Raw genomic sequence first — 21,125 nt, forward strand, 5'->3', positions numbered from 1 at the left:
ATGAAAAATCTTGTTTCTGTTGAATGGCTCGCACATCATTTATACGATGAACATCTTGTGGTTGTTGATTGTCAGTTTGAATTAGGCAAGCCTGAAAGTGGCTATGCTGCTTATGTAGAAGGTCATATCCCTGGGGCTTTATATGCAGATCTTGAAAAGGATTTATCGGGTGAAGTGGGAGAGCACGGTGGGAGACACCCTTTACCAGATCAAGAACAGCTTCAGGAGCTCGTTGAAAGGTTAGGCATCCAGCAGGATTCAAAAGTGATTGTATATGACCATGAATATGGGGCGATGGCTGCAAGATTATGGTTTTTACTTGGTTTTGCTGGTCATAAGGAGCGAGCTGTACTTGATGGAGGACTGAAAGCCTGGAGAGGGGAGGGGCATAAGCTTGAGACGAAGGTTCCGGAAATTAGCCGATCTGAATATCCAATTAGCCTTGATAAATCAATGATTGTTTCGATGAACGATGTGAAGCAGGCGCAACAAGAAGGGCGAATGATTATTGATTCTCGTGCTCCAGAGCGTTTTAATGGAGACAAAGAGCCGATTGATCAAAAAGCGGGACATATCCCTGGGGCAATCAACTATTTTTGGAAAGATAACTTGAACGAAGATCAAAAATGGAAAGACCCTGAAGAGAGAGTAGGGATAAACGAGCATGGACAGGAGCCAATTGTTTACTGTGGGTCCGGGGTAACAGCTTGTGTGAATTTGCTCGCTCTACAAGAAGCGGGGGTTCATGCGAAGCTTTACCCAGGTAGCTATAGTGATTGGGTGTCTTATCAAAACAATCCAATTGATTCAAACTAAATGAAAGCCAGCCCGAAACACATGTCGGGCTGGCTTTTTTCTGTGCACTTATATGGTCTTAAAGAGTAGAAAGAAAACGTTCTAGTCGATCCATTCCTTCTTTTAACACATCGAGATTATATGCGAAGGAAATTCGAACATATCCTTCTCCGAACGTGGAAAAAGCGCTCCCTGGCACCACCGCAACATTACCTTCTTTTGCGAGTTTCATGGCGAAATCAAAAGAGGTTAAGCCAAATTGTTTAATAGAAGGAAGGATATAGAATGCACCGTCAGGCTTGATTGGTGATAGCCCCATTCCAACTAATCGATCAAATACATAGTTCATTCTTTTCGAGTATTCCGTTCTCATTTCGATAGGATCATCAAGTCCGTTATCCAACGCTTCGAGAGCAGCATACTGAGACACAGAAGAAGCGCAGGAAACATTATATTGGTGCACTTTCAAAATGTGTTTTGCGAGCGCTTCTGGTGCGAATAAAAAGCCGATTCGCCATCCTGTCATTGCGTGTGACTTGGAAAGTCCGTTGATAACAATTGTCTTTTCTCGCATACTAGCAAATTGAGCGATGGAAGCGTGATCGCCTGAAAAGGTTAGTTCTGAATAAATTTCGTCAGAGAGAACGAAAATGTTTTTATCTTCCAATAGAGCCGCAAGATCCTCAAGTTCAGCTGCAGACATAGCGACGCCTGTTGGGTTGGATGGTGATGGAAGAATGATGCATTTTGTTCGTTCTGTCAGCGCTGATTCAACTAGTGAGCGTGACAACTTAAAGCCATTTTCCGTCGTATCAACGTGAACAGGAACAGCGCCACATAGCGTAATGATTGGTTCGTATCCGGGATATACTGGTCCAGGTAATATAACCTCATCGCCTTCAGTAAGAAGAGTACGAAGTGTTACATCAATTGCCTGGCTAGCGCCTGAAGTAGTAATGACCTCTGTTTCTGGCTTATATGTTAGGTTGTACTTTGTTTTTAGAAAATGGGATGCTGCTTTACGGAGTTCAAGTATGCCAGCATTGTGTGTATACGTCGTCTTATTTTGATCAATGGCCATTTGAGCCGCTTCTTTAATGTGAACGGGCGTTTCAAAATCTGGCTGACCGATTGTTAACGAAATCATGTTTTCATAATCTGCCACCATATTAAAAAAAGTACGGATACCTGAAATTTCAATGTTGTTTACTCGAGGGTTTAATAAATGTTCCATAGGGCTGTCTTCCTTTCCGTCTCAACTTCTCATAAACATCATTGTAGCATAATTTTTAAGCTATCGTCGAAATGAAGTTCTTTTGCGGATAAGTTCCAAAATGGATTAAGAATGCAGGTGTTGATAACTCGGCTAAGTACTGGTAGTATTGGTTTTCTGAGACTTATCAACAGGAGAAACTATATACCCACACCCGGTATTTTCGTTTTGCGCGGGGGTATGATAGGGGGATATAGGTTACCCACAAAATTCTGTGGATAACCAATATTCAGATAATTTAGGGCAGATCACCAAATTCTTTCATGATACACAAAAGACCAGATTCCAGTTTAGTGGAATCTGGTCTTTTTAGTTTGATGACAAAATACTGTCTGTCAAATAAGCCAGTAAAGCGAATTGAACGTGGATGCGCTGTTCATAAGAGTAAATATCAATTCCCATTAGTTTTTCTAATTGTTTAATTCGATAATTTAGCGTATGCCTGTGTATGAATAGTTTCTCCGCTGTGCGATTAATGACGAGGTTATTTTCCAAAAAAGCTTCAAGCGTTCTCATTAGTTGAGATTGGTGTTTCTGATCATACGAGACAATTGGTGATAAAAGAGGTTCATAATAAACCGTAAGATCCTCTCCATTTTCTTTTAAGCGAATGAATACCTGGTAAGCTCCTAAGGATTTAAATTGAATGAGAGATTCTTTTCGATACCGGGCAAAATGATGAGCAACTAACGCTTCTTTAAGAGCAGATTCAAGCTCCCGAATCCCTGCAGCTTTGCTCACACCTGCCGTAGATAAAGACGACTTTTGCTCGTCTATAAAAGGTTCAAAATCACCGCATAAAAGAACGACTACGTGATCCATTTTCCTTTTGATTAAGCCTTTTGTTCTTGTTGAAATCAACGTTTGCTGACACTGCAGTTCGAGTTCAGATAAGTTGGAGGAAGAAAGAACAGCTACGCAGTTAAGGCCGGTTAAATCATAGCCCATTTCTTTGCTTTTTTTGAGAATCGTTTTCTCATCTTCATATGAATGCGAAAAGAGGATATCAAGAAAATCCGCTTCCATTTGTGAGCGTGTATCTTCAATTATTCGTAACTTAAGAAATTCAATCGCAAAGATATTCGCTGCTTGTTTAAGCGCAAGCTGATCAAGTGACGTGAGAGGAGTCCGTTTTTGAATGAAGATTGTTCCGATCGTTTGCCCTTCTGTCACAATCGGATAAGCGTGTTCGATTGGATATTGTCGGTTAGTTATATATGACCCTGCTAAAAGAGCTTGATTTGATTTATAGAGAGATACATTGCAGTGAAGTAATTTTGAAAGCGCATCTGTTAACGATGAAAAGCCGGTATTTTTAATGACGAGAGCTGTTAATTCATCTTGAATGCGCTGTGCTTGCGTGAGCATACTAAGCTGCTTATTAACAAGTTGTTCGAGTATACTTCTAGTAACTGTAGAAAAATTCATCGTTCTTGGAATTTCAAGGAGCGGTAGCCCCGTTCGATTTGCGGCTTCTATCATCGCTAATGGCACAACATCCAAATAAAACCCCGTATGGATTGCGACCGCGGAAAGCTGCCGGTTTGAAAGTGCATGAATAAGCATGGAGTAAGAGTCGGATTTTTCATGCCAACCATATGCCGTAGTAATTAAGAATTCACCTTCATGAAGACGTGTGACGTCCTCCATAACTTCCACAATCGTTAACCACTTAATATCGCGATCGATTCCTTGTTTTCCAGCAATTAATTTGATTTCCCTCATTTCGGATAGTTGTAACGCCTCTCTAACGGATAGTCCCATCGTGTGTCCCCCAATCCTCTTATCCAAATCGTACAACAAAGTCTGAATTTTTTGTAGATGGTGTGGAATAGAATTTTCTTGCCATCCCACATAGGCTAGAGATATAGACAAAAAAAGTGAGGTGACCAATCCGAAATGACGAAAAGAACCCACTTAATCAAACCTTTGCTTGGGATGGATTATGCTGTTATTTCTCACGGAAAAGGAATTTATTTATACGATGAACAAGGTCATGCTTTTATTGATGGATGCTCAGGGGCTGTCACTGCGAACATCGGGCATGCCGTTCCAGAAATTAAAGAAGCGATGCTCGCGCAAGCAGATCAGGTATCATTTGTGTATCGTTCCCAGTTTACAAGCACTTCAGCTGAGCAACTCGCAGAACGTCTTTGTCAATCTGCACCGGGTGACCTTGACTGGGTGTTTTTTGTGAACAGTGGATCTGAAGCGATGGAAACGGCTTTAAAAATAGCTGTGCAGTACTGGCAGGAACTTGGTCGACCAACGAAGAACAAAGTCATATCACGGTGGATGAGCTACCATGGAATTACAATGGGAGCTCTATCGATGTCAGGTCATGTGATTCGTAGAAGTCGTTTTAATGCGATGCTTGAACACTATCCAGCGCTATCGCCTCCTTATTGTTACCGATGCTCTTTTCATGATCATTGCCCAAATTGTTCGAAGCAATATGCGTTTGAATTTGAACAAACCATTCAACGGCTCGGTGCTGAAACAATCGCAGCCTTTGTTTGTGAACCTGTGATTGGTGCAGCTGGAGGAGCTGTGGTACCACCGGATCGTTATTTTCAAGAAATGAAAGCCGTTTGTGAACGCTATGACATCCTCTTTATCGCGGATGAAGTTATGACAGGTATCGGTCGAACAGGGAAGATGTATGCGATGGAACACTGGGGAATTGCCCCGGATATTTTAGCGCTCGGTAAAGGAATGAGTGCCGGATACACACCGATGGCAGCTACGCTAGTATCGGATCGAATCATTCAAGTCATTGAACGGGGATCAAAGGTGGTCTTAAGCGGGCATACGTTTAGTGCAAACCCATTATCATCAGCTATTTGTCTTGCTGTTCTCGACTATATTGATAAAAACGATGTTGTTCAAAATGCTTCCAAAAGTGGGGCCATTCTTATAAAAGGATTAAAAGAGTTACAAGCACAATATCCCATTATCGGAGATGTGAGAGGGCTCGGTTTACTAACGGCCATTGAATTTGTTCAAGATCAAGTGACAAAAGAGCCGTTTTCGCTTCAACATGAAGTAACAAATCGTTTTATTCGGAAATGTTATGAAGCTGGTCTTCTAGTATATACAGCTGCAGGTGGCCTTAACGGAATGGCTGGTGACGCTGTCATTGTGGCGCCTCCGCTTGTGATTAAAGAACATGAAGTTCAGCTACTCTTATCCAAGCTGAACGTAGGGTTGATTGAATTGGAGAAGGAACTTGAAGCAGAAGGACTCTACCAAAAACGCTCGATAAGCTGATGATCGGAGGAAACTCACTATGCGAAGTAAGACATGCGACTTGTCAGAACTAGATATTTTGAAAGATAACATGACCATCATGTGCGGTGGTTTTGGGGGAGTCGGTTCACCGCCATCGCTTATTGAATGGATACTAGATTCCGGCATTAAAAACATTACCCTCATTTGTAACGATGCTGGATTCCCTTGGATAGGACCGGGAAAGCTTGTAACGGAAAAAAGGGTTTCAACACTCATTGCCTCACATATTGGATCTAATCCTGAAGCGGGGAAACAAATGCATCGAGGAGAGCTCAATGTTCAATTTTACCCCCAGGGTACGCTAGCGGAGAAAATTCGTGCAGGTGGGATGGGACTTGGTGGGATATTAGTTGATGTAGGGCTTGGAACATCTGTTGAAGAGGGTAAAGAAAAGGCGGTTGTCCAGGGAAAGGAATATATGATTGAACCTGCTTTAACGGCCGATCTATCGATTGTGGCCTGTAAGCAAGCTGATTTATATGGAAACCTGCTTTATGATCAAAGTGCGCGGAATACGAATCCGCTTGTGGCACAGGCTGGGGATCTAACGATAGCGGAAGCGGCTGAAATCGTCCAAATAGGTGAGCTTGATCCTGAACAAATTGTAACGCAAGGTGTTTTCGTTGATCACGTGATCAAAAGCAAAGGGGTTGATTGGAAATGGGTATGGGAGCTGAAACGAGAAGGTTGATCGCAGAAAGAGCTGCACGAGAAGTAACGTATGGCATGATGGTTAACCTTGGGATCGGTATTCCTACGCTAGTAGCCGACTATATTCCAGCTTCCCTGGACGTTATGCTTCATACGGAGAACGGTATTCTAGGCATGGGAGGTAGCCCGGAGGCTGGTCATGAGGACGGGAACCTTTCAAACGCGGGAGGTTACCCAGTTACCATTCAACCCGGTGCTTCTTTTTTTGATAGTGCAGAAGCATTTGGAATGGTGAGAAGAGGTTATCTCGATTTAACGATTCTCGGTGCTCTAGAGGTAAGTGGCAAAGGAGACATTGCTAATTGGATTGTTCCGGGAAAAAGGGTTCCGGGTATGGGTGGAGCGATTGATCTTGCCCAAAAAGCTAAGAAAGTGATTGTTTTAATGAGCCATACAACAAAGGAAGGTTATCCTAAAATTGTACAAGAATGTTCATTACCTTTAACGGTTAAAGAGGGCGCTGATATGATTATGACTGAGCGAGCAGTGATGAAGGTGGAAGAGGGTAACCTTTATTTGTTAGAAGTGATGCCAGGCTACTCCGTGGCTGATGTGTTAAACGCTACAGAAGCGCGCGTAAATGTTGATCATGTAAGGGGGCAGACGTATTGAAGAGTAAAATCAAAAGATGGATGGACGATCATCAAAACAGCGGCATAAACCTGCTTCAACGATTTGTGCAGTGTGATAGTGTACAGGGGAATGAAGCTGAAGTGCAGCGCCTTGTGGAAGCTGAACTCGAACAATTAGAAATGAAAGTCGATCGCTTCTTTCCAGGGCCTGAGACGATCAATCATCCTGCCTTTTGTGCAAACCGTACTGATTTTTCGCAAAGTCCTAATATCATCGGCGTCTGGAGGGGCAGTGGTGGTGGTCGATCTCTCATATTAAATGGCCACATTGACGTAGTACCACCGGGGAATAGGAGTGATTGGGAAGAGGATCCCTATAGTGGATTAGTGAAGGATGGTCGACTTTTTGGTAGAGGTGCCACGGATATGAAAGGCGGAAATACATCTATGCTCCTTGCCTTAAAATGCATTAAGGAATTAGGAATTGTATTAAAAGGCGATGTTATTTTTGAAAGCGTTGTCGAAGAAGAAAGTGGTGGCACAGGTACGCTTGCGGCAATTGAACGCGGGTATCAAGCGGATGCCGCGCTTATTCCCGAGCCTACTAAAATGAAAATTTTTCCGAAACAACAAGGGTCAATGTGGTTTCGCTTAAACGTAACCGGTCGAGGCGCGCACGGGGGAACACGGTATGAAGGGGTTTCAGCGATTGAGAAAACGATGTTAGTCCTTACAGCAATCCAAGAGCTTGAGCAAAAGCGAAATGCCGCGATTACGGACCCCCTTTATCAAAATATCCCAATCCCCGTACCGATTAATATCGGAAAAATTTCTGGTGGGGACTGGCCATCTTCAGTGCCTGATCATGTAGTTGTTGAAGGGAGAATGGGGGTTGTTCCTGGTGAAGAGTTAGATCATGCAAAAGAAGAAATGACGCGTGCGTTAAAGGAAGTGAACGACGCATGGTTAGCGGAAAACCCAGTTGGAATCGAATGGTTTGGAGCGAGATGGCTTCCTGGTGAAGTAGCTGAAGATCATCCACTCGTGACAATTATTCGTCAGAGATACAAGGAAATAACGGGAGAAGAAGTCGTTGTTGAAGCGTCTCCGTGGGGGACGGATGGAGGCTTGTTACAAGAAGTAGGAAAGACGCCTTCTATTGTGTTTGGTCCTGGCGAGACGGCTGTTGCTCATTTTCCTAATGAATACATCGAAGTTGAAAAAATGATGCTAGCGGCAGAACTTTATGTTCATATCATAATGGAATGGTGCGGATTTAACAATTAAGAGCGGCGGCGCTCTTTTTTCTTTTTTAAAGGAGTTCCTTCTAAGAAAGAAGAAATATTGTTTAGGAAGTGGGGAGGGAATTAAGGTGAATCAAAAACAATTAGAAGCAGTGGAGCAAGTGTATTGTGACGGGGATTATACGTTTACGTGTACGCTTGATCGCTTTAATGAGCGAATTCGTGTGGATCATTATGATGGTAACCTTCGTTCCATAGTCGCTCACATTCAGAGTATTTTTACAAATGAGTATACAAAATGCATTGTGAAAGCAAAAGGTGAACACGTTCCGTTCTTTCTTTCTGAATGCTACACGTATGAAGGCGTCATTCAATCCTATTATTCAGGGAGTGATGCTCATTTAATGACGTTATATAACGGAGCCTGGCGTCGAAATAGCGAAACGTGGTTGGAAGAGGATCAGCTACTAGTTGCAGTTCGTCAGAAGCAAGTCTCTCCACTTAAGGAAAAGCCTCTTATACGAAAAGGGAAGGAAGCGGATGCAGAGAAACTTGCAGCTCTCTATCAAGCAGTATTTGCCGTTTATCCAACTCCGATGGATAACCCAAACTATATTAAGAAAGTAATGAGAAGTGATACGATTTTCTTTCTGATTGAAGAGAGTGACCGGATTGTGAGTGCTGCTTCAGCGGAAGTGAACCGCACGTATAAAAACGCGGAAATGACAGATTGCGCCACGCTCCCAGAGTACAGAAAAGGAGGTACGATGCGCCATTTAATTATGGCGTTGGAACAAGAACTCCTTCGAGAAAATATTTATTACGCATACTCAATTGCGAGAAGCCGATCGTTTGGCATGAACGCTGTTTTACATCAACTTGATTATCAGTACGGAGGAAGGCTTGTCAATAATGTGAAAATTTTTCAAGATTGGGAGAATATGAACCTTTGGAGTAAGCTTCTTATTAAAAGTGCTGAATAATGGGCACTAAGAGATGGATTTCTGGCATAAAGGAGGACGTCTATGAGGAAAACGTTAACTGAAGGCATGTTTGAAGCCATTTTAGAAAGTATTGATGAGGGCATTCACGTTGTAGATAATCAAGGCGTTACGATTTACTACAATGAAATTGCAGCAAAACACGATGGATTACTTGTAGAAGATGTGTTAGGAAAGCATTATTTAGAAGCGTTTCCTTCTCTTTCGAAAGAAACGAGTACGCTTTCACACGTTCTTATGACGAGAAAAGCGATTTTTAATAAAGATCAAACGTATCGTAACGTGAAAGGGAAACTTATCTCAACTATAAATACGACGTTGCCTATTGTCGTTAAAGGTCATCTAGAAGGTGCTGTAGAAATTGCTCGTGACATTTCTCGTATTAAAACGTTATCGGATAAAGTAATGGAGTTACAATCAAAAATGAACAAGAAAACAGCGAAAGAATTTGATGATGGAACAAGTTATACGTTTGATCATATTCGAACAAATGACCCAGTGTTTATGCAAGTGAAGGAGCGGGCAATGAAAGCTTCAGCGCTAAACTCTCCTATTCTTGTTTATGGTGAAACAGGTACTGGAAAGGAGCTAATTGTGCAGTCCATTCACAATGCTTCAAAACGACCAGGACCATTTATCGCCCAAAACTGTGCAGCCTTACCCGCATCGATTCTCGAGTCAATTCTTTTTGGAACGGCAAAAGGAAGCTTTACTGGTGCGGAGGAAAGAGAGGGTTTATTTGAGCTTGCGAATGGCGGAACGCTTTTTCTAGATGAAATCAATTCGATGCCAATTGATGTTCAAGCAAAGCTACTTCGCGTATTAGAAGATGGGGTGATCCGACGAGTAGGCGCAGGCAAAACAAGAAAAGTGGATGTGCGAATCATTGCAGCGATCAATGAAGAACCGGAATTAGCCCTTGAAGACAAGCGTTTACGTGTTGATTTGTTTTATCGTCTAAATGTGATTTACCTCCGAATACCTCCACTTCGTGAACGACGTGGAGACATTCCTGATTTAATTGCCCATTTTATCGAAAAGTATAATAAAAAGTTCCAGAAGCACATTGTTACCATTGATGAGAAAGCAGAATTCCGATTGCTTCATCGAAATTGGCAGGGAAACGTTCGAGAGCTAGAGCATGTGATTCAATCAGCGATGAATTTCGCAGAAGGCGACATGTTAGTTGAAACGGACTTTCCAATGTTACTTTCAGAGCCAATGCAAGAAATAGTGCAGTCTCTCCCGGAGATCTTACTTAAGACAGAAGGAGATCTTATCCAGCAAGCGATGAAAAATTGTCTTGGTAATGTGAAAAAAGCAGCAGAGCAGCTCGGCATTCCTAGACAAACGCTCCAATATAAACTTTCCAAACATCAAAGTCAGAGTGCCGAATAATGAGCACCTCTGACTTTTTTTATTGCACGTTACTCTCCTCATGCGAGGTTCTCTGCTTTCTTGAAAGAAATAATGGAGCTGGCACGTTACTTGCATAGTATAAAAGTAGATTACATGAAGGGGGAATGTAAGATGCTAATGCAACTTTATAAGCCTGGTCGTCATTGGAAAGACATTGAACTGTGGAAGGATGTAACCGAAGATCAATGGAATGATTGGATATGGCAGCTTACGAATACGATTCGAACGCTAGATGATTTAAAGAAAGTCGTTAATTTGACACCGGACGAAGAAGAGGGTGTCAAGATTGCGACAAAAACCATTCCATTAAACATAACACCTTACTATGCTTCATTAATGAATCCTGACGATCCTCGTTGCCCGGTACGCATGCAGTCAGTGCCAATTTCTCAAGAGATGTATAAAACAAGGTATGACCTTGAAGACCCTCTTCATGAAGATGAAGATTCGCCTGTTCCAGGGTTAACGCATCGTTACCCGGACCGCGTTCTTTTTCTAGTAACAAATCAGTGTTCTATGTACTGCCGTTATTGTACGAGAAGGCGCTTTTCTGGGCAAATTGGAATGGGTGTTCCAAAAAAACAGCTGGATGAAGCGATTCAGTACATTTCCAATACGCCTGAAGTGAGGGATGTTCTCATTTCTGGTGGAGATGGATTATTGATAAATGATAAAATTCTTGAATACGTTTTGAAAAATTTACGAGCAATTCCACACGTTGAAATTATTCGAATCGGAACGAGAGCGCCTGTCGTCTTTCCGCAGCGGATAACGGAAGATTTATGTAATATTCTTAAAAAGTATCATCCTGTTTGGTTAAATACCCACTTTAATACAAGTATTGAAATTACCGAGGAATCCAAAAAAGCATGTGAAATGCTGGCAAATGCGGGTGTTCCAGTCGGAAATCAAGCAGTTATTCTTGCGGGTATTAATGATAGCGTCTCTATCATGAAGAAGCTGATGCATGATCTCGTGAAAATAAGAGTAAGGCCTTACTACATTTATCAATGTGATTTATCAGAAGGAATCGGTCATTTTCGCGCTCCAGTTTCCAAGGGTTTGGAAATTATTGAAGGATTGCGAGGACATACGTCAGGTTATGCCGTTCCTACCTTTGTCGTAGATGCACCTGGTGGGGGTGGGAAGATCGCTCTACAGCCGAATTACATGATTTCCCAAAGTGCAGATAAAGTTATTTTACGAAACTTTGAGGGAGTTATTACCTCTTATCCAGAGCCAGAAAATTATACCCCAGGCACAGCCGATACGTATTTTAATCAAGTTTATGAAATGAAGAAAAAACCAGCAATTGGGATCCATTCCTTGATGACGGATGAACGATTTAATCTTGTTCCAGAGGGGATCCAGCGGTTTGATCGCAGGTCGAAGTACGAACAAGATGCGGCGCACAGCTCATTAAAAGATAAACGTGATAAGCGAGATTTAATGAAGGAAAAGAAATTTAATGCTGAGCAACAGAAGTACAGTGAGAAAGGAGAAGAAAGCGTATGATCTGCAATTGGTGCGAGCAACAGGGCGCATTTGAAACGCTTGATAAAGGGTATTGGGAGCTCCCAGACGGATCTAGAGCTGTAGAAATAAGTGATTTGCCGTCGATTCAATGTAGTGACTGTGGGATGTGTTACCAAACAGACGAATTAGTTGGTGATGTGGAGGAACAGCTTATGCTAATTGATACGTCGAAATTACCTACTTCTTTTTCGTACAAAGAATTAATGAGTCAGGAGAGACTTTTAAAGAAAAACTATTTTGACATTAATCGTTATCCGCTTTAAAAAGGACTTTCAAAGACAAAAATATGGATTAAAAAAAGTTATATCGGAATATTCTGAAAAATATTGATATTTTGACGATTCCCTCGTATAATAGAAAAAAGAGCTTCAGAGGGGGGAGAGCTAGCATGAACAATCATAATAAGTCGTATAAAGACAATATGAAACAACGTGCTATGAAAAAGAAACAAGAACAGGAAACGTTTGAGTTGGAATTGTACGCCCAATTAATCCTTGATGAAGCCGTGTTTACTTTCCAGGAAGAACGTTACCAGCAAACCATTGATCAAGCTCTAGACCGACGAGACGAGAAGGCATTTGAAGAAGCGTCAAAGCAGTATGTTGCGTTTCTCCGTTCTTACAAGCAGGAGCTTCATTTCGACTGAATAGAATAAGACCTAACTGACACAAACTAGAGAAGAATTACTTTCTAAAGGAGTGTCACGATGGGCAGACAGAAAAAAGGCAATCCAAATGCACAACGTAATAATAATGCAAAACAGCAAAAAGCGAAACAAATGCCATCTTATGCAGAGATGGAAGCAGAAAAGCTAAAAAATCCGCAGTAAAGAAAAAACCTCCAATTCATTTTGGAGGTCTTTTCTTTTGCGCTCAAAACGTATTTTCTGAATCTATGTTACCATTACAAAAGAAAATAGGTTTTTTGAGCGAAGGGAAGATCAGAAACATGGGAAGACTAATCTTAATTGATGGGTTTAATTTATTAAGTAGGGGGTATTTTGCTACCGCATATGGGAAGTCAGAAGAGCAGCTTTCAAAAACCTCTGAAGGACTTTTCACAAATGCTTTAAGAGTGAAGCTACAAAAAATAATGTCTCTTATAAATGATTATGAACCAACTCATTTTGTTGTCACATGGGACGTCAAACGAAATGAAGTAAAGCGTAAAGCGCTATATGAAGACTATAAAGGTACAAGAGATGATCTACCAGCTCCTCTGATTCAGCAATATGAAACAGCAGTGAATTTGTTTCATGCAACAGGAATTCCCCAGATGAGTGTAGAAGGATTTGAAGCGGATGATGTTATCGGCACACTTTCAGAAAAGTGGACAAAAGAGGGGCTTGGCGATTGTTACATCTACAGTAACGATAAGGACTTGCTTCAGCTTTTAAATCCTGCCGTTTCACAAATCATCGCGGTTCGAAAAGAAGGCGATCTGGTATATACAGAAGATCATTTTAAAACGGAGTATGGCATTAATCCTGGTCAGTGGATTGATGTGAAAGCTCTCTTAGGTGATAAGAGTGATAATATCCCTGGTGTTGCAGGTGTAGGGGACAAAGCAGCGTTACCACTGATTCAGCAATATGGATCGGTTCAAGGTGTGTATGAAAGTATTGGTGTATTAGACAGCAAGTTTAATCGCTATCGAAAAAAGCTGAGTGAGGGTGAGGAATTGGCGAAATTAAGTTTAGAGCTCGTTACAATTGAGCGCGCGATTCCCGAACTTGATCTTTATTCTTTTGCGGAGTGCAAGTTAGATCTTGATATGAACCAAATAAAATCCGAGTTCGATAAGTTAGGGTTACGCATCCGTATGTAAAGAAAAAGAACATAAAAAACAGCGCCTTTGCATGTAAAGGCGCTCGTTTTATTCGGTTAAAGGATTATTGTTCATTTTGTTGAATGGCTTTTCGAGCAAGTTCGTCCGCCATTTTATTTTTAGAACTAGGAATCCACTTAATAAAACAGAGATCAAACTGATCTACTAATTCAAGGCATCGACTTAAATAGGGTAGATAAACTTTATTTTTGACGTACCTTCTATCTACAGCGCTGCTGACGAGCTGTGAGTCTGTTCGAATGGATAGTGTACGGTACTGATTTTCTTTGCAGATGGAGAGCGCGTGAATTAACGCTTCAAATTCTGCTTCATGGTTTGAGAGCATGCCAAGTGGAAGAGCGGATTTAATGACGCTACCTTCAGCTTTAATAAAAACACCGGCACCGGAAGGGCCTGGATTACCTGCGCTTGCTCCGTCTACGTAGACTTCAATCATATGGTGCTCCTCTCTGTGGACTGGTCTTGCTGTATTTTATCATAATCATGTTCGTAGAGAGAAGACATACATTTAAGATAAAAGGAGAAAGCTGTATAGAAGGGACTGTGTGTAGGAGTGAAAAGTATGAAGAAAAAAGAAGTGATGATGGAAGTTGGATTAATCCTTGATACATATTGTCAGGATTGCTTATTAAAACGAGTCAACCAGCATGATTACGGTAAGTGTCACGCCCAGCGTTTTTGCATTACCGAATGCACGGTTGGAGATGAATTAAAACAATTAGGCAAACATTTGACATAAGGAGGACCAATGATGGATGTAATTGTAAAATGGAAATACAAAACACCTCGAGGTATTTCTTCCTGGATGACGTCTGATGAAATGCCATTTAACGAAGCCATGCTTATGGCACGAGATATTACAAAAACGGGTCGATCCATCGACCTTTACTTTTTAGATAATCGAGGAACAAAATGGTCAGTGAAAGAATTGGAAACCTACATGACCAAAAAGCAGGAACGTCCTGCTTCGATTGAGATTATTTTTGATGGTAGCTTTGATAAGCAAACAAAGAAGGCTGGATGTGGAGCGGTAATCTATTATCATGAGGGAAGGCAGCGAAAGCGAATACGGATAAATAAAGCGCTTGATTATCTTGAAAACAATAATGAAGCAGAGTATGCTGCTCTTTGGTTAGGTCTTCAAGAAATTAAAACCATTGATGTGGAAGATACAGAGATCATGATCAAGGGTGATTCTCAAGTCGTCATCAATCAGCTTGCAGGTGAGTGGGCTGTTTATGAACCACTGTTTACGAGATGGATGGATCGAATTGAAGATACGCTCCAACAACTTAGACTGCAGCCTGTGTACAAGCATATTTCTCGCGATGAAAATAAAGAATCTCATCGCTTAGCGAGGCAAGCGTTGAATGGAACAGAAATTAGTAGCACGATTGAGCTGGATAACGAATAAGAGAAGCAGCAATTAGGCTGCTTCTCTTATTCGTTCGCTTCTCTTAGTTGAGTTTCGCATTTTTCAATTAATTCACTTGAGAATTCATAAAATTGTTCATTAGTACCGGATTTGTGTGAAAGTGCCTGCTGAAATTGCTCTTTGGCCTGGTTAATCGCGTCTTGAGCAGCTTTCAATTGATTCCCATTCATACTTTTTGTAGCCTGGCCAACGAGATGCTGTGCTGATTTAATGGACATTTCAATTTGTTGTAAATCAGAATATGGTTCTGACATGTCATCCCACCTTTATCAATCATTCAAGCATAGTATAGCCACAACTAATGGGAATTAACCGAAAAAAGACGCAAAAAAAGGAACTGATGTAGGCATCAGTTCCTTTGAGGTTTATAATTAAAGTTTGTTAACGTTAGCAGCTTGAGGTCCGCGGTTTCCTTCAACGATTTCGAAAGAAACTTCTTGGCCTTCTTCTAGTGTTTTGAAACCTTCGTCATTGATTGCTGAGAAGTGTACGAATACATCGTCAGCTCCTTCGATTTCGATGAAACCGAATCCTTTTTCTGCATTAAACCATTTTACTTTACCGTTTTGCATGTTTGTTCCTCCTAAAAGCTTAGCACAATCCTTGTGCACTTTAAATTTCAACCATTCATCGGATGTTGAAGAAGAGATATTCGATGTGTACGAGAAGTGCACAAAAAATCGAATTCAAATTCTCAATCAAATATCCTATGTGATAAATGGTTAATTTAACTATAACGTCTCACTATAAAAATGTCAACACCACCTAGAGAATAGCACATAATCCTTAACGTAGAGAATAAAGTTGGGTAAGATGGAAAATGGAGTGATGTAATTTAATTTATGGAGGGGTTTTATGAAACCGGGACTAACATATAAGAGTGATATCGAAATTGCACAAGAATCGAAAATGACGCGAATTAAATCGATCGCTGCACAATTAGGGTTACATGAAGATGAATGGGAGCCCTATGGTCATTATAAAGCGAAAATTTCTTTGAATTCGATGAAACGTTTGAATTCACATCCTTCTGGTAAAGTTGTGCTTGTTACTGCAATCAATCCGACCCCTGCAGGAGAAGGGAAGAGTACGGTAACAGTCGGTCTTGCTCAAGCATTAAATCGAATCGGTGAAAAAGCCATTGCGGCAATGAGAGAACCTTCACTAGGTCCAAGCATGGGTATTAAAGGCGGTGCAGCTGGGGGAGGTTATTCTCAAGTTATGCCGATGGAAGACATAAATCTCCATTTTACAGGAGATCTACATGCCATAACGTCTGCTCACAATGCTCTTTCTGCCCTTATTGATAACCACATTCATCAAGGAAATGAAGTCGGATTTGATACTAGACGCGTGACGTGGAAGCGAGTTGTGGATCTAAACGACCGGGCATTGCGAAACGTTATTGTTGGTTTAGGCGGTCCAACGCAAGGAGTACCCCGTGAAGATGGGTTTGATATCACTGTAGCGTCAGAGATCATGGCCATTCTTTGTCTAGCATTTGACTTATCAGATTTGAAGAAACGGATTGCCTCCATTGTGATCGGATATCGCTCAACAAAAGAGCCGATTACAGCTGGCGACTTAGGTGTAGAAGGGGCAATTACACTTCTATTAAAAGATGCCATGAACCCGAATCTCGTTCAGACGTTAGAAAATACACCTGCGCTCATTCATGGAGGCCCATTCGCAAACATTGCTCATGGGTGCAATAGCGTCGTTGCAACGAAAATGGCTCAAAAGCTTTCTGATTATGTGATCACAGAAGCTGGTTTTGGGGCTGATTTGGGCGCTGAGAAGTTCTTCGATATTAAAACGAGAGCAGGAGAAATTGAACCAGCGGCAACCGTTATCGTTGCCACAATTCGTGCTCTTAAAATGCACGGCGGCGTAGCGAAAGATCAGCTTAAAAAAGAAGATGTTGGTGCCTTACAAGCAGGGCTCGTTAATCTTGAGCATCATGTATCTTCCGTTAAAAAATTTGGCGTTCCTTTTGTAGTGGCGATTAACAAGTTTATCACTGATACCGAACTTGAAGTAAATGCATTGCTTCAATGGTGTAAGGAAAAGGACATACCAGTGGCTTTAACAGACGTATGGGCAAATGGTGGAGAAGGTGGCGTAGAACTTGCTAACACGTTATTAAACGAAATGGAACAAAATGAGAACCATTTCAAACCTCTCTATGACCTTGAAAGCACCATTGAAGAAAAGTTGGAAAAAATCGCAACAGAAATTTATGGAGCTGAAGGCGTCGATTTATCCGCTAAAGCAAAAAAGCAAATGCAAGAATTTGAGGAAAATGGGTGGGGGCATCTGCCAATTTGTATGGCAAAAACACAGTATTCACTTTCGGACGATCCTTCACTACTTGGACGGCCATCTGGCTTTCGAATAACGATCCGTGAATTTCGCCCTTCCATTGGAGCCGGATTTATCGTAGCATTAACCGGTAACGTGATGACCATGCCAGGATTACCTAAAAAACCAGCAGCTCTTAATATGGATGTTTCAGAAGATGGAACCGCAATTGGGCTTTTCTAGAAAGTGTGGCTAAAAAATGACGAATACTGCTTTATCAAAGAAATTAATACGTGATTCTAGAACGACAAAATCAAGCTTTGTATTACCCTCAGACACGAATACACACGGAACACTATTTGGTGGTAAACTAATGTCTTACATAGATGACATTGCGGCGATTTCAGCGTCAAAACACGCTAGATCCGCTGTTGTCACTGCATCAGCGGACTCCATTGATTTTCTAAGCCCGATTCGTGAAGGAGAAGTCGTTAGCTTAGAAGCCTATGTAAGCTGGACGCATAATACATCAATGGAAGTGTTTGTGAAAATCTTTGCGGAAAATGTGATTTCGAGTAAAAAGAAAGTATGTGCTACGTCCTTTTTAACGTTTGTGGCGCTAGATGAAGAAAGCGTTCCGGCAAGGGTGCCAGAAGCCATTCCTGAAACGGAAGAAGAGAAGTTCGTGCACGATGGTGGTTTTGAACGTATGAAAGCGAGAAAGGCTAGAAGGAAACATTCACAGACGTTAGCAAGTGAATTTGGCGTTTTTTCTTAACCTTCTCCCACAAAAAAAGATCTGCTGATAGCAGATCTCACGTTTCAAATCCAAGAATGAAGTTATTCTGTCGATCCTGAATTTGCTGTTGCGCTCTGTGAAGCGCGTCTCGCTGTTCAGGATTTGCACTGTGAATCATTTTATCAAGTTCAATAGACATACGTTCAAGCAATTGTTGCGTTTCTGTATAACCCGTATCGTTGACCGCTGATTGCTGCTTTGTAGCTAGTTGGAGCTGCTCATCAGCATATTCAGTTAGCTCATGAGCGTTTTTTAACATTTCTTCTACTTTACGGTATGTGGACATGAAGAACCTCTCCTTTTGTATGGATACATGATTAGTATTGACAGGAAAGATACTTTTATGAGAACAAAGGGGAAAATAACAGAAGTGAAAGTGATATACTAAGATGAGAAACAAGAAAGGCGTGAATCAAGTTGGCAAGTGAATTACATGCAGGAGAAATGACGACGTTACGTGTCGCACGTATGCAAGAATACGGTTATTTTTTAACAAATGGATATGAAGATGTCATGCTTCATAAAAAAGAAGCTAAAAACCACTACGAAGAAGATGATGAAGTAGAGGTATTTCTATATCACGATCATCAAGGAAGACTTTCAGCCACTGAAACAGTTCCGCTCGTAACAATGGATTCCTTTTCGATTCTAAAGGTTGTAGAAGTGAAGCGAAGCCTCGGTGTATTTGTGGATATTGGCATTCAAAAAGACATGCTTTTATCAAAAGATGACTTACCTTATGACTGGGCTACCTGGCCTGCTATTGGTGATGAGCTCTATTGTGGACTAAAGCTTGATAAAAAGCAGCGTCTTTTTGCTGATTTGAGTAAATTTGAAGAAATCCAGGAACTTTCGGTTGCAGCACCAGCAGATAGTAAAAATGCTGAAGTTGAAGGATTAGTTTTCCGCTTCCTTGATGATGGCGTTTCAATTCTAACAAGTGAAGGGTATCTTGCTTATTTGCATAAAGATGAGATGAAAGAACAAGTAAGACTAGGTCAGCGTCTTACAATGAGAATTACATTTGTAAGGGAAGACGGTCGTGTGAACGTATCAACAAGACCTCTTGTAAAAGAAGCAAGACTTGAGGACTCAGATCGCCTTGTTGCCTATATGGAGAAGCACGGCAATCAAATGCCTTTTACTGATAAAAGTGATCCAGAAGCGATTAAGAATGAATTTAACATAAGTAAAGCTGCTTTTAAGCGTGCAATGGGGAAATTGATCAAAGAAAAGAAGGTTGAACAACAAGAGGGAGTCACCATTTTAAAATCCTAATATGTCATCTTTTTCTTCGTGTAACTGGAGCTTACGGGCTAATACTATACCTAAGCTCCTAGAAAGGGGGCAAGTCATTGGATATTACTGACTATGACAAAGCTCTATATTACACGCATCATTGTGCATGCATTGATCTTAGCGTTTTGATGATGAAAACAGAAGATGACATCCTTTCGAAGCGAATTGAACAATTTGTTTATGCCTTTATACGTGAAACTGAATTTATGAAGGTAAAGGAAGCACGGGATACGCTACTTTCCTACATTGATTACGTATATCGGATGGAACCTGACCTTAGTGAAATGGCCGCTATAAATCAGACTTTAGACTGACCTCAAGCATATGGGGTCGGTTTTTTTATTGTTAAAAAGGTTTAAAATTGTCGAAAAGGGTATAATTGTAGTAAAAAATAAGGAGCAGGTGAGAAATATGAATCAACAGCAGCTGCACAGTGTACTTGAAAGTATGCGACTACCCAACGGAGCTTATGTTGCAAGTACATCGGATGATTACGACTACGTATGGATCAGAGATGTATGCTATGCGGTTATGCCATATTTAAATTCGAAATGTTCACGATATGAAAAAGCGTACCATGCTTTACTTACACTCCTTAGAAAATATGAGTGGAAGCTTGATATTCATACGGAACAAAAGCCGCATTATTTACATGAATACATTCATGCACGTTATACAAGAAATTTAGAAGAAATTCCCGTCGAATGGGGCCATGCGCAAAATGATGCAGTTGGGATTATGTTATTCGGAATCGGTCAAGGAATTCAAAATGGTAAGCCGATGTTAAGAGACAAAGTAGACCAGCGTATCGTTCAAAAACTTGTAGAGTATCTAGAGTGTCTCGAATACTGGAAAAGCCCTGATAATGGCATGTGGGAAGAAAATGTAGAATTACATGCGTCAAGCATTGGAGCCTGTGTAGCGGGACTAAAAGCCGTTAAAACTCTCGTTAACGTCCCGTCATATATGATTGAGGAAGGTGAAAAAGCTTTAGATAAACTTTTACCTTGTGAAAGTGAAACGAAAGAAACGGATTTAGCTCTTTTATCATTAATTTATCCTTTAAATGTTGTATCAAGAGAACAAGCGATCCAAATTGTGGACCGGGTCACAGAGCGGCTTGAGCGAGAAAGAGGCATTATAAGGTATGAAAATGATGTGTATTATAACGAAGGTAGCGAAGCAGAATGGTGTTTTGGATTCCCGTGGTTAGGCCTTTGCTATGAGCAGCTAGGAGAACTTGATAAAATGAGTGAATACTGGTCGAAGACGATGAGTATAACACCTGAAAGTGGAAAGATTCCTGAACTTTATATTGGTGGTACGAATATTCCAAATAAAAACACACCGTTAGCTTGGTCTATTTCCATGGCTTATCAACTTCAATTACGGATGAATGAAATGCAAGAGAATGTATCTTAAGGTTTTTATTTATAAATGTGAAAGGTTGCGCTGCGATGCGCAACCTTTTTTTATTGCAATTCATGAAAAAATATTCCCTTATTTGTCGAAAAATACATGTATTTTTCGACAATAAATTTTTTAAGAGGAAACCTAAAGGTACGTGTCGAATCTTTAGGATGTAGAGGATAAGTATCGTG

25 protein-coding genes are annotated in these 21,125 nt (G+C 41.0%); 19 read left to right on the plus strand and 6 right to left on the minus strand.

What is annotated here, in order from left to right; genetic code table 11:
• Entirely contained in the window at nt 1-816 is an 816-nt protein-coding gene (locus tag LCL91_RS03510; RefSeq protein ID WP_224879957.1) for a sulfurtransferase, read from the plus strand.
• A gap of 58 nt (nt 817-874) precedes the next feature.
• Here LCL91_RS03510 and LCL91_RS03515 read toward each other — a convergent pair whose 3' ends face one another.
• Together LCL91_RS03515 and LCL91_RS03520 are read right to left on the minus strand one after the other, a co-directional pair.
• A complete protein-coding gene (locus LCL91_RS03515) occupies nt 875-2,029 on the minus strand; it encodes an aminotransferase A (RefSeq protein WP_224879959.1) in 1,155 nt (384 codons plus the stop codon).
• A 348-nt stretch (nt 2,030-2,377) separates the two neighbouring features.
• The gene (locus LCL91_RS03520) at nt 2,378-3,832 is read right to left on the minus strand and encodes a PucR family transcriptional regulator (RefSeq protein WP_224879962.1); all 1,455 of its coding nucleotides are present in this window, start codon (nt 3,830-3,832) and stop codon (nt 2,378-2,380) included.
• A gap of 135 nt (nt 3,833-3,967) precedes the next feature.
• Here LCL91_RS03520 and LCL91_RS03525 point away from each other — a divergent pair, with 135 nt between their 5' ends.
• From LCL91_RS03525 to LCL91_RS03570, 11 genes are all read left to right on the plus strand, one after another.
• On the plus strand, nt 3,968-5,338 hold the full coding sequence (locus tag LCL91_RS03525; protein WP_224879965.1) for an aspartate aminotransferase family protein: 1,371 nt from the start codon (nt 3,968-3,970) through the stop codon (nt 5,336-5,338).
• Between the two features lie 19 nt (nt 5,339-5,357).
• Nucleotides 5,358-6,050, plus strand: a complete 693-nt coding sequence (locus LCL91_RS03530) for a CoA transferase subunit A (RefSeq protein WP_224879967.1) — start codon at nt 5,358-5,360, stop codon at nt 6,048-6,050.
• Nucleotides 6,020-6,682 carry a 3-oxoacid CoA-transferase subunit B gene (locus LCL91_RS03535; RefSeq protein WP_224879969.1) on the plus strand — a complete coding sequence of 221 codons (663 nt, stop codon included), beginning with the start codon at nt 6,020-6,022 and terminating at the stop codon, nt 6,680-6,682. Before LCL91_RS03530 ends, LCL91_RS03535 begins: the two co-directional genes overlap by 31 nt.
• Complete coding sequence (locus LCL91_RS03540; protein WP_224879971.1) at nt 6,679-7,929, plus strand: peptidase; 1,251 nt, start codon at nt 6,679-6,681, stop codon at nt 7,927-7,929. Before LCL91_RS03535 ends, LCL91_RS03540 begins: the two co-directional genes overlap by 4 nt.
• An 85-nt stretch (nt 7,930-8,014) precedes the next feature.
• A complete protein-coding gene (gene ablB, locus LCL91_RS03545) occupies nt 8,015-8,869 on the plus strand; it encodes a putative beta-lysine N-acetyltransferase (protein WP_224879973.1) in 855 nt (284 codons plus the stop codon).
• Nucleotides 8,870-8,911: 42 nt separating this feature from the next.
• Nucleotides 8,912-10,285, plus strand: coding sequence for a sigma-54 interaction domain-containing protein (locus LCL91_RS03550; protein WP_224879975.1), 1,374 nt, complete (start codon nt 8,912-8,914; stop codon nt 10,283-10,285).
• A gap of 132 nt (nt 10,286-10,417) precedes the next feature.
• Nucleotides 10,418-11,821 (plus strand): lysine 2,3-aminomutase, encoded by a 1,404-nt coding sequence (ablA, locus tag LCL91_RS03555; protein WP_224879977.1) that lies wholly within the window; start codon nt 10,418-10,420, stop codon nt 11,819-11,821.
• Nucleotides 11,818-12,105 carry a YokU family protein gene (locus LCL91_RS03560; protein WP_224879979.1) on the plus strand — a complete coding sequence of 96 codons (288 nt, stop codon included), beginning with the start codon at nt 11,818-11,820 and terminating at the stop codon, nt 12,103-12,105. Before ablA ends, LCL91_RS03560 begins: the two co-directional genes overlap by 4 nt.
• A 125-nt stretch (nt 12,106-12,230) precedes the next feature.
• Nucleotides 12,231-12,488 carry an IDEAL domain-containing protein gene (locus LCL91_RS03565; RefSeq protein ID WP_224879982.1) on the plus strand — a complete coding sequence of 86 codons (258 nt, stop codon included), beginning with the start codon at nt 12,231-12,233 and terminating at the stop codon, nt 12,486-12,488.
• Between the two features lie 60 nt (nt 12,489-12,548).
• Nucleotides 12,549-12,671, plus strand: a complete 123-nt coding sequence (locus LCL91_RS21965) for a hypothetical protein (protein ID WP_255461983.1) — start codon at nt 12,549-12,551, stop codon at nt 12,669-12,671.
• 119 nt (nt 12,672-12,790) lie between these two features.
• Entirely contained in the window at nt 12,791-13,669 is an 879-nt protein-coding gene (locus LCL91_RS03570; protein ID WP_224879984.1) for a 5'-3' exonuclease, read from the plus strand.
• 64 nt (nt 13,670-13,733) lie between these two features.
• Here LCL91_RS03570 and LCL91_RS03575 read toward each other — a convergent pair whose 3' ends face one another.
• Entirely contained in the window at nt 13,734-14,126 is a 393-nt protein-coding gene (locus tag LCL91_RS03575) for a reverse transcriptase-like protein (RefSeq protein ID WP_224879986.1), read from the minus strand.
• Nucleotides 14,127-14,252: 126 nt separating this feature from the next.
• Between LCL91_RS03575 and LCL91_RS03580 the strand changes: the two genes are divergently transcribed.
• Together LCL91_RS03580 and LCL91_RS03585 are read left to right on the plus strand one after the other, a co-directional pair.
• Nucleotides 14,253-14,429, plus strand: a complete 177-nt coding sequence (locus LCL91_RS03580) for a zinc-finger domain-containing protein (protein WP_098443544.1) — start codon at nt 14,253-14,255, stop codon at nt 14,427-14,429.
• A 12-nt stretch (nt 14,430-14,441) separates the two neighbouring features.
• A complete protein-coding gene (locus LCL91_RS03585; RefSeq protein ID WP_224879988.1) occupies nt 14,442-15,104 on the plus strand; it encodes a DUF771 domain-containing protein in 663 nt (220 codons plus the stop codon).
• A gap of 26 nt (nt 15,105-15,130) precedes the next feature.
• Here LCL91_RS03585 and LCL91_RS03590 read toward each other — a convergent pair whose 3' ends face one another.
• Complete coding sequence (locus tag LCL91_RS03590) at nt 15,131-15,379, minus strand: DUF2564 family protein (RefSeq protein ID WP_098443546.1); 249 nt, start codon at nt 15,377-15,379, stop codon at nt 15,131-15,133.
• A gap of 117 nt (nt 15,380-15,496) precedes the next feature.
• Nucleotides 15,497-15,697 carry a cold-shock protein CspD gene (gene cspD, locus LCL91_RS03595; protein WP_159782470.1) on the minus strand — a complete coding sequence of 67 codons (201 nt, stop codon included), beginning with the start codon at nt 15,695-15,697 and terminating at the stop codon, nt 15,497-15,499.
• A gap of 283 nt (nt 15,698-15,980) precedes the next feature.
• On the opposite strand from cspD, the gene LCL91_RS03600 reads away from it, so the two are divergent.
• Both LCL91_RS03600 and LCL91_RS03605 read left to right on the plus strand, forming a co-directional pair.
• Entirely contained in the window at nt 15,981-17,669 is a 1,689-nt protein-coding gene (locus tag LCL91_RS03600) for a formate--tetrahydrofolate ligase (RefSeq protein WP_224879989.1), read from the plus strand.
• A gap of 16 nt (nt 17,670-17,685) precedes the next feature.
• A complete protein-coding gene (locus tag LCL91_RS03605; RefSeq protein WP_224879991.1) occupies nt 17,686-18,204 on the plus strand; it encodes an acyl-CoA thioesterase in 519 nt (172 codons plus the stop codon).
• Between the two features lie 37 nt (nt 18,205-18,241).
• Here LCL91_RS03605 and LCL91_RS03610 read toward each other — a convergent pair whose 3' ends face one another.
• Nucleotides 18,242-18,511, minus strand: coding sequence for a DUF2524 family protein (locus LCL91_RS03610; protein ID WP_224879993.1), 270 nt, complete (start codon nt 18,509-18,511; stop codon nt 18,242-18,244).
• Nucleotides 18,512-18,642: 131 nt separating this feature from the next.
• Between LCL91_RS03610 and LCL91_RS03615 the strand changes: the two genes are divergently transcribed.
• The 3 genes from LCL91_RS03615 (at nt 18,643) to LCL91_RS03625 (ending at nt 20,946) form a co-directional block, all read left to right on the plus strand.
• Nucleotides 18,643-19,503: a CvfB family protein gene (locus LCL91_RS03615; RefSeq protein ID WP_224879995.1), complete on the plus strand. Its 861-nt coding sequence runs from the start codon at nt 18,643-18,645 to the stop codon at nt 19,501-19,503.
• A gap of 77 nt (nt 19,504-19,580) precedes the next feature.
• On the plus strand, nt 19,581-19,838 hold the full coding sequence (locus LCL91_RS03620) for a YhdB family protein (protein ID WP_098443551.1): 258 nt from the start codon (nt 19,581-19,583) through the stop codon (nt 19,836-19,838).
• A gap of 97 nt (nt 19,839-19,935) precedes the next feature.
• A complete protein-coding gene (locus tag LCL91_RS03625; protein WP_224879997.1) occupies nt 19,936-20,946 on the plus strand; it encodes a glycoside hydrolase family 15 protein in 1,011 nt (336 codons plus the stop codon).
• The last annotated feature ends 179 nt before the right edge of the window (nt 20,947-21,125 follow it).

The organism is Guptibacillus hwajinpoensis (assembly GCF_020171785.1).
GTDB lineage: Bacteria > Bacillota > Bacilli > Bacillales > Guptibacillaceae > Guptibacillus > Guptibacillus sedimenti.

What these genes read in the sequence shown, in the direction of transcription:
- LCL91_RS03590 (WP_098443546.1), bottom strand. Translation starts at nt 15,379, where the DNA reads ATGTCAGAACCATATTCTGATTTACAACAAATTGAAATGTCCATTAAA.
- LCL91_RS03605 (WP_224879991.1), top strand. Translation starts at nt 17,686, where the DNA reads ATGACGAATACTGCTTTATCAAAGAAATTAATACGTGATTCTAGAACG.
- LCL91_RS03570 (WP_224879984.1), top strand. Translation starts at nt 12,791, where the DNA reads ATGGGAAGACTAATCTTAATTGATGGGTTTAATTTATTAAGTAGGGGG.
- LCL91_RS03600 (WP_224879989.1), top strand. Translation starts at nt 15,981, where the DNA reads ATGAAACCGGGACTAACATATAAGAGTGATATCGAAATTGCACAAGAA.
- LCL91_RS03560 (WP_224879979.1), top strand. Translation starts at nt 11,818, where the DNA reads ATGATCTGCAATTGGTGCGAGCAACAGGGCGCATTTGAAACGCTTGAT.
- ablA (WP_224879977.1), top strand. Translation starts at nt 10,418, where the DNA reads ATGCTAATGCAACTTTATAAGCCTGGTCGTCATTGGAAAGACATTGAA.
- LCL91_RS03515 (WP_224879959.1), bottom strand. Translation starts at nt 2,029, where the DNA reads ATGGAACATTTATTAAACCCTCGAGTAAACAACATTGAAATTTCAGGT.
- cspD (WP_159782470.1), bottom strand. Translation starts at nt 15,697, where the DNA reads ATGCAAAACGGTAAAGTAAAATGGTTTAATGCAGAAAAAGGATTCGGT.
- LCL91_RS03575 (WP_224879986.1), bottom strand. Translation starts at nt 14,126, where the DNA reads ATGATTGAAGTCTACGTAGACGGAGCAAGCGCAGGTAATCCAGGCCCT.
- LCL91_RS03565 (WP_224879982.1), top strand. Translation starts at nt 12,231, where the DNA reads ATGAACAATCATAATAAGTCGTATAAAGACAATATGAAACAACGTGCT.
- LCL91_RS03520 (WP_224879962.1), bottom strand. Translation starts at nt 3,832, where the DNA reads ATGGGACTATCCGTTAGAGAGGCGTTACAACTATCCGAAATGAGGGAA.
- LCL91_RS03510 (WP_224879957.1), top strand. Translation starts at nt 1, where the DNA reads ATGAAAAATCTTGTTTCTGTTGAATGGCTCGCACATCATTTATACGAT.
- LCL91_RS03610 (WP_224879993.1), bottom strand. Translation starts at nt 18,511, where the DNA reads ATGTCCACATACCGTAAAGTAGAAGAAATGTTAAAAAACGCTCATGAG.
- LCL91_RS21965 (WP_255461983.1), top strand. Translation starts at nt 12,549, where the DNA reads ATGGGCAGACAGAAAAAAGGCAATCCAAATGCACAACGTAATAATAAT.
- LCL91_RS03585 (WP_224879988.1), top strand. Translation starts at nt 14,442, where the DNA reads ATGGATGTAATTGTAAAATGGAAATACAAAACACCTCGAGGTATTTCT.
- LCL91_RS03525 (WP_224879965.1), top strand. Translation starts at nt 3,968, where the DNA reads ATGACGAAAAGAACCCACTTAATCAAACCTTTGCTTGGGATGGATTAT.
- LCL91_RS03550 (WP_224879975.1), top strand. Translation starts at nt 8,912, where the DNA reads ATGAGGAAAACGTTAACTGAAGGCATGTTTGAAGCCATTTTAGAAAGT.
- LCL91_RS03530 (WP_224879967.1), top strand. Translation starts at nt 5,358, where the DNA reads ATGCGAAGTAAGACATGCGACTTGTCAGAACTAGATATTTTGAAAGAT.
- LCL91_RS03580 (WP_098443544.1), top strand. Translation starts at nt 14,253, where the DNA reads ATGAAGAAAAAAGAAGTGATGATGGAAGTTGGATTAATCCTTGATACA.
- LCL91_RS03535 (WP_224879969.1), top strand. Translation starts at nt 6,020, where the DNA reads ATGGGTATGGGAGCTGAAACGAGAAGGTTGATCGCAGAAAGAGCTGCA.
- LCL91_RS03625 (WP_224879997.1), top strand. Translation starts at nt 19,936, where the DNA reads ATGAATCAACAGCAGCTGCACAGTGTACTTGAAAGTATGCGACTACCC.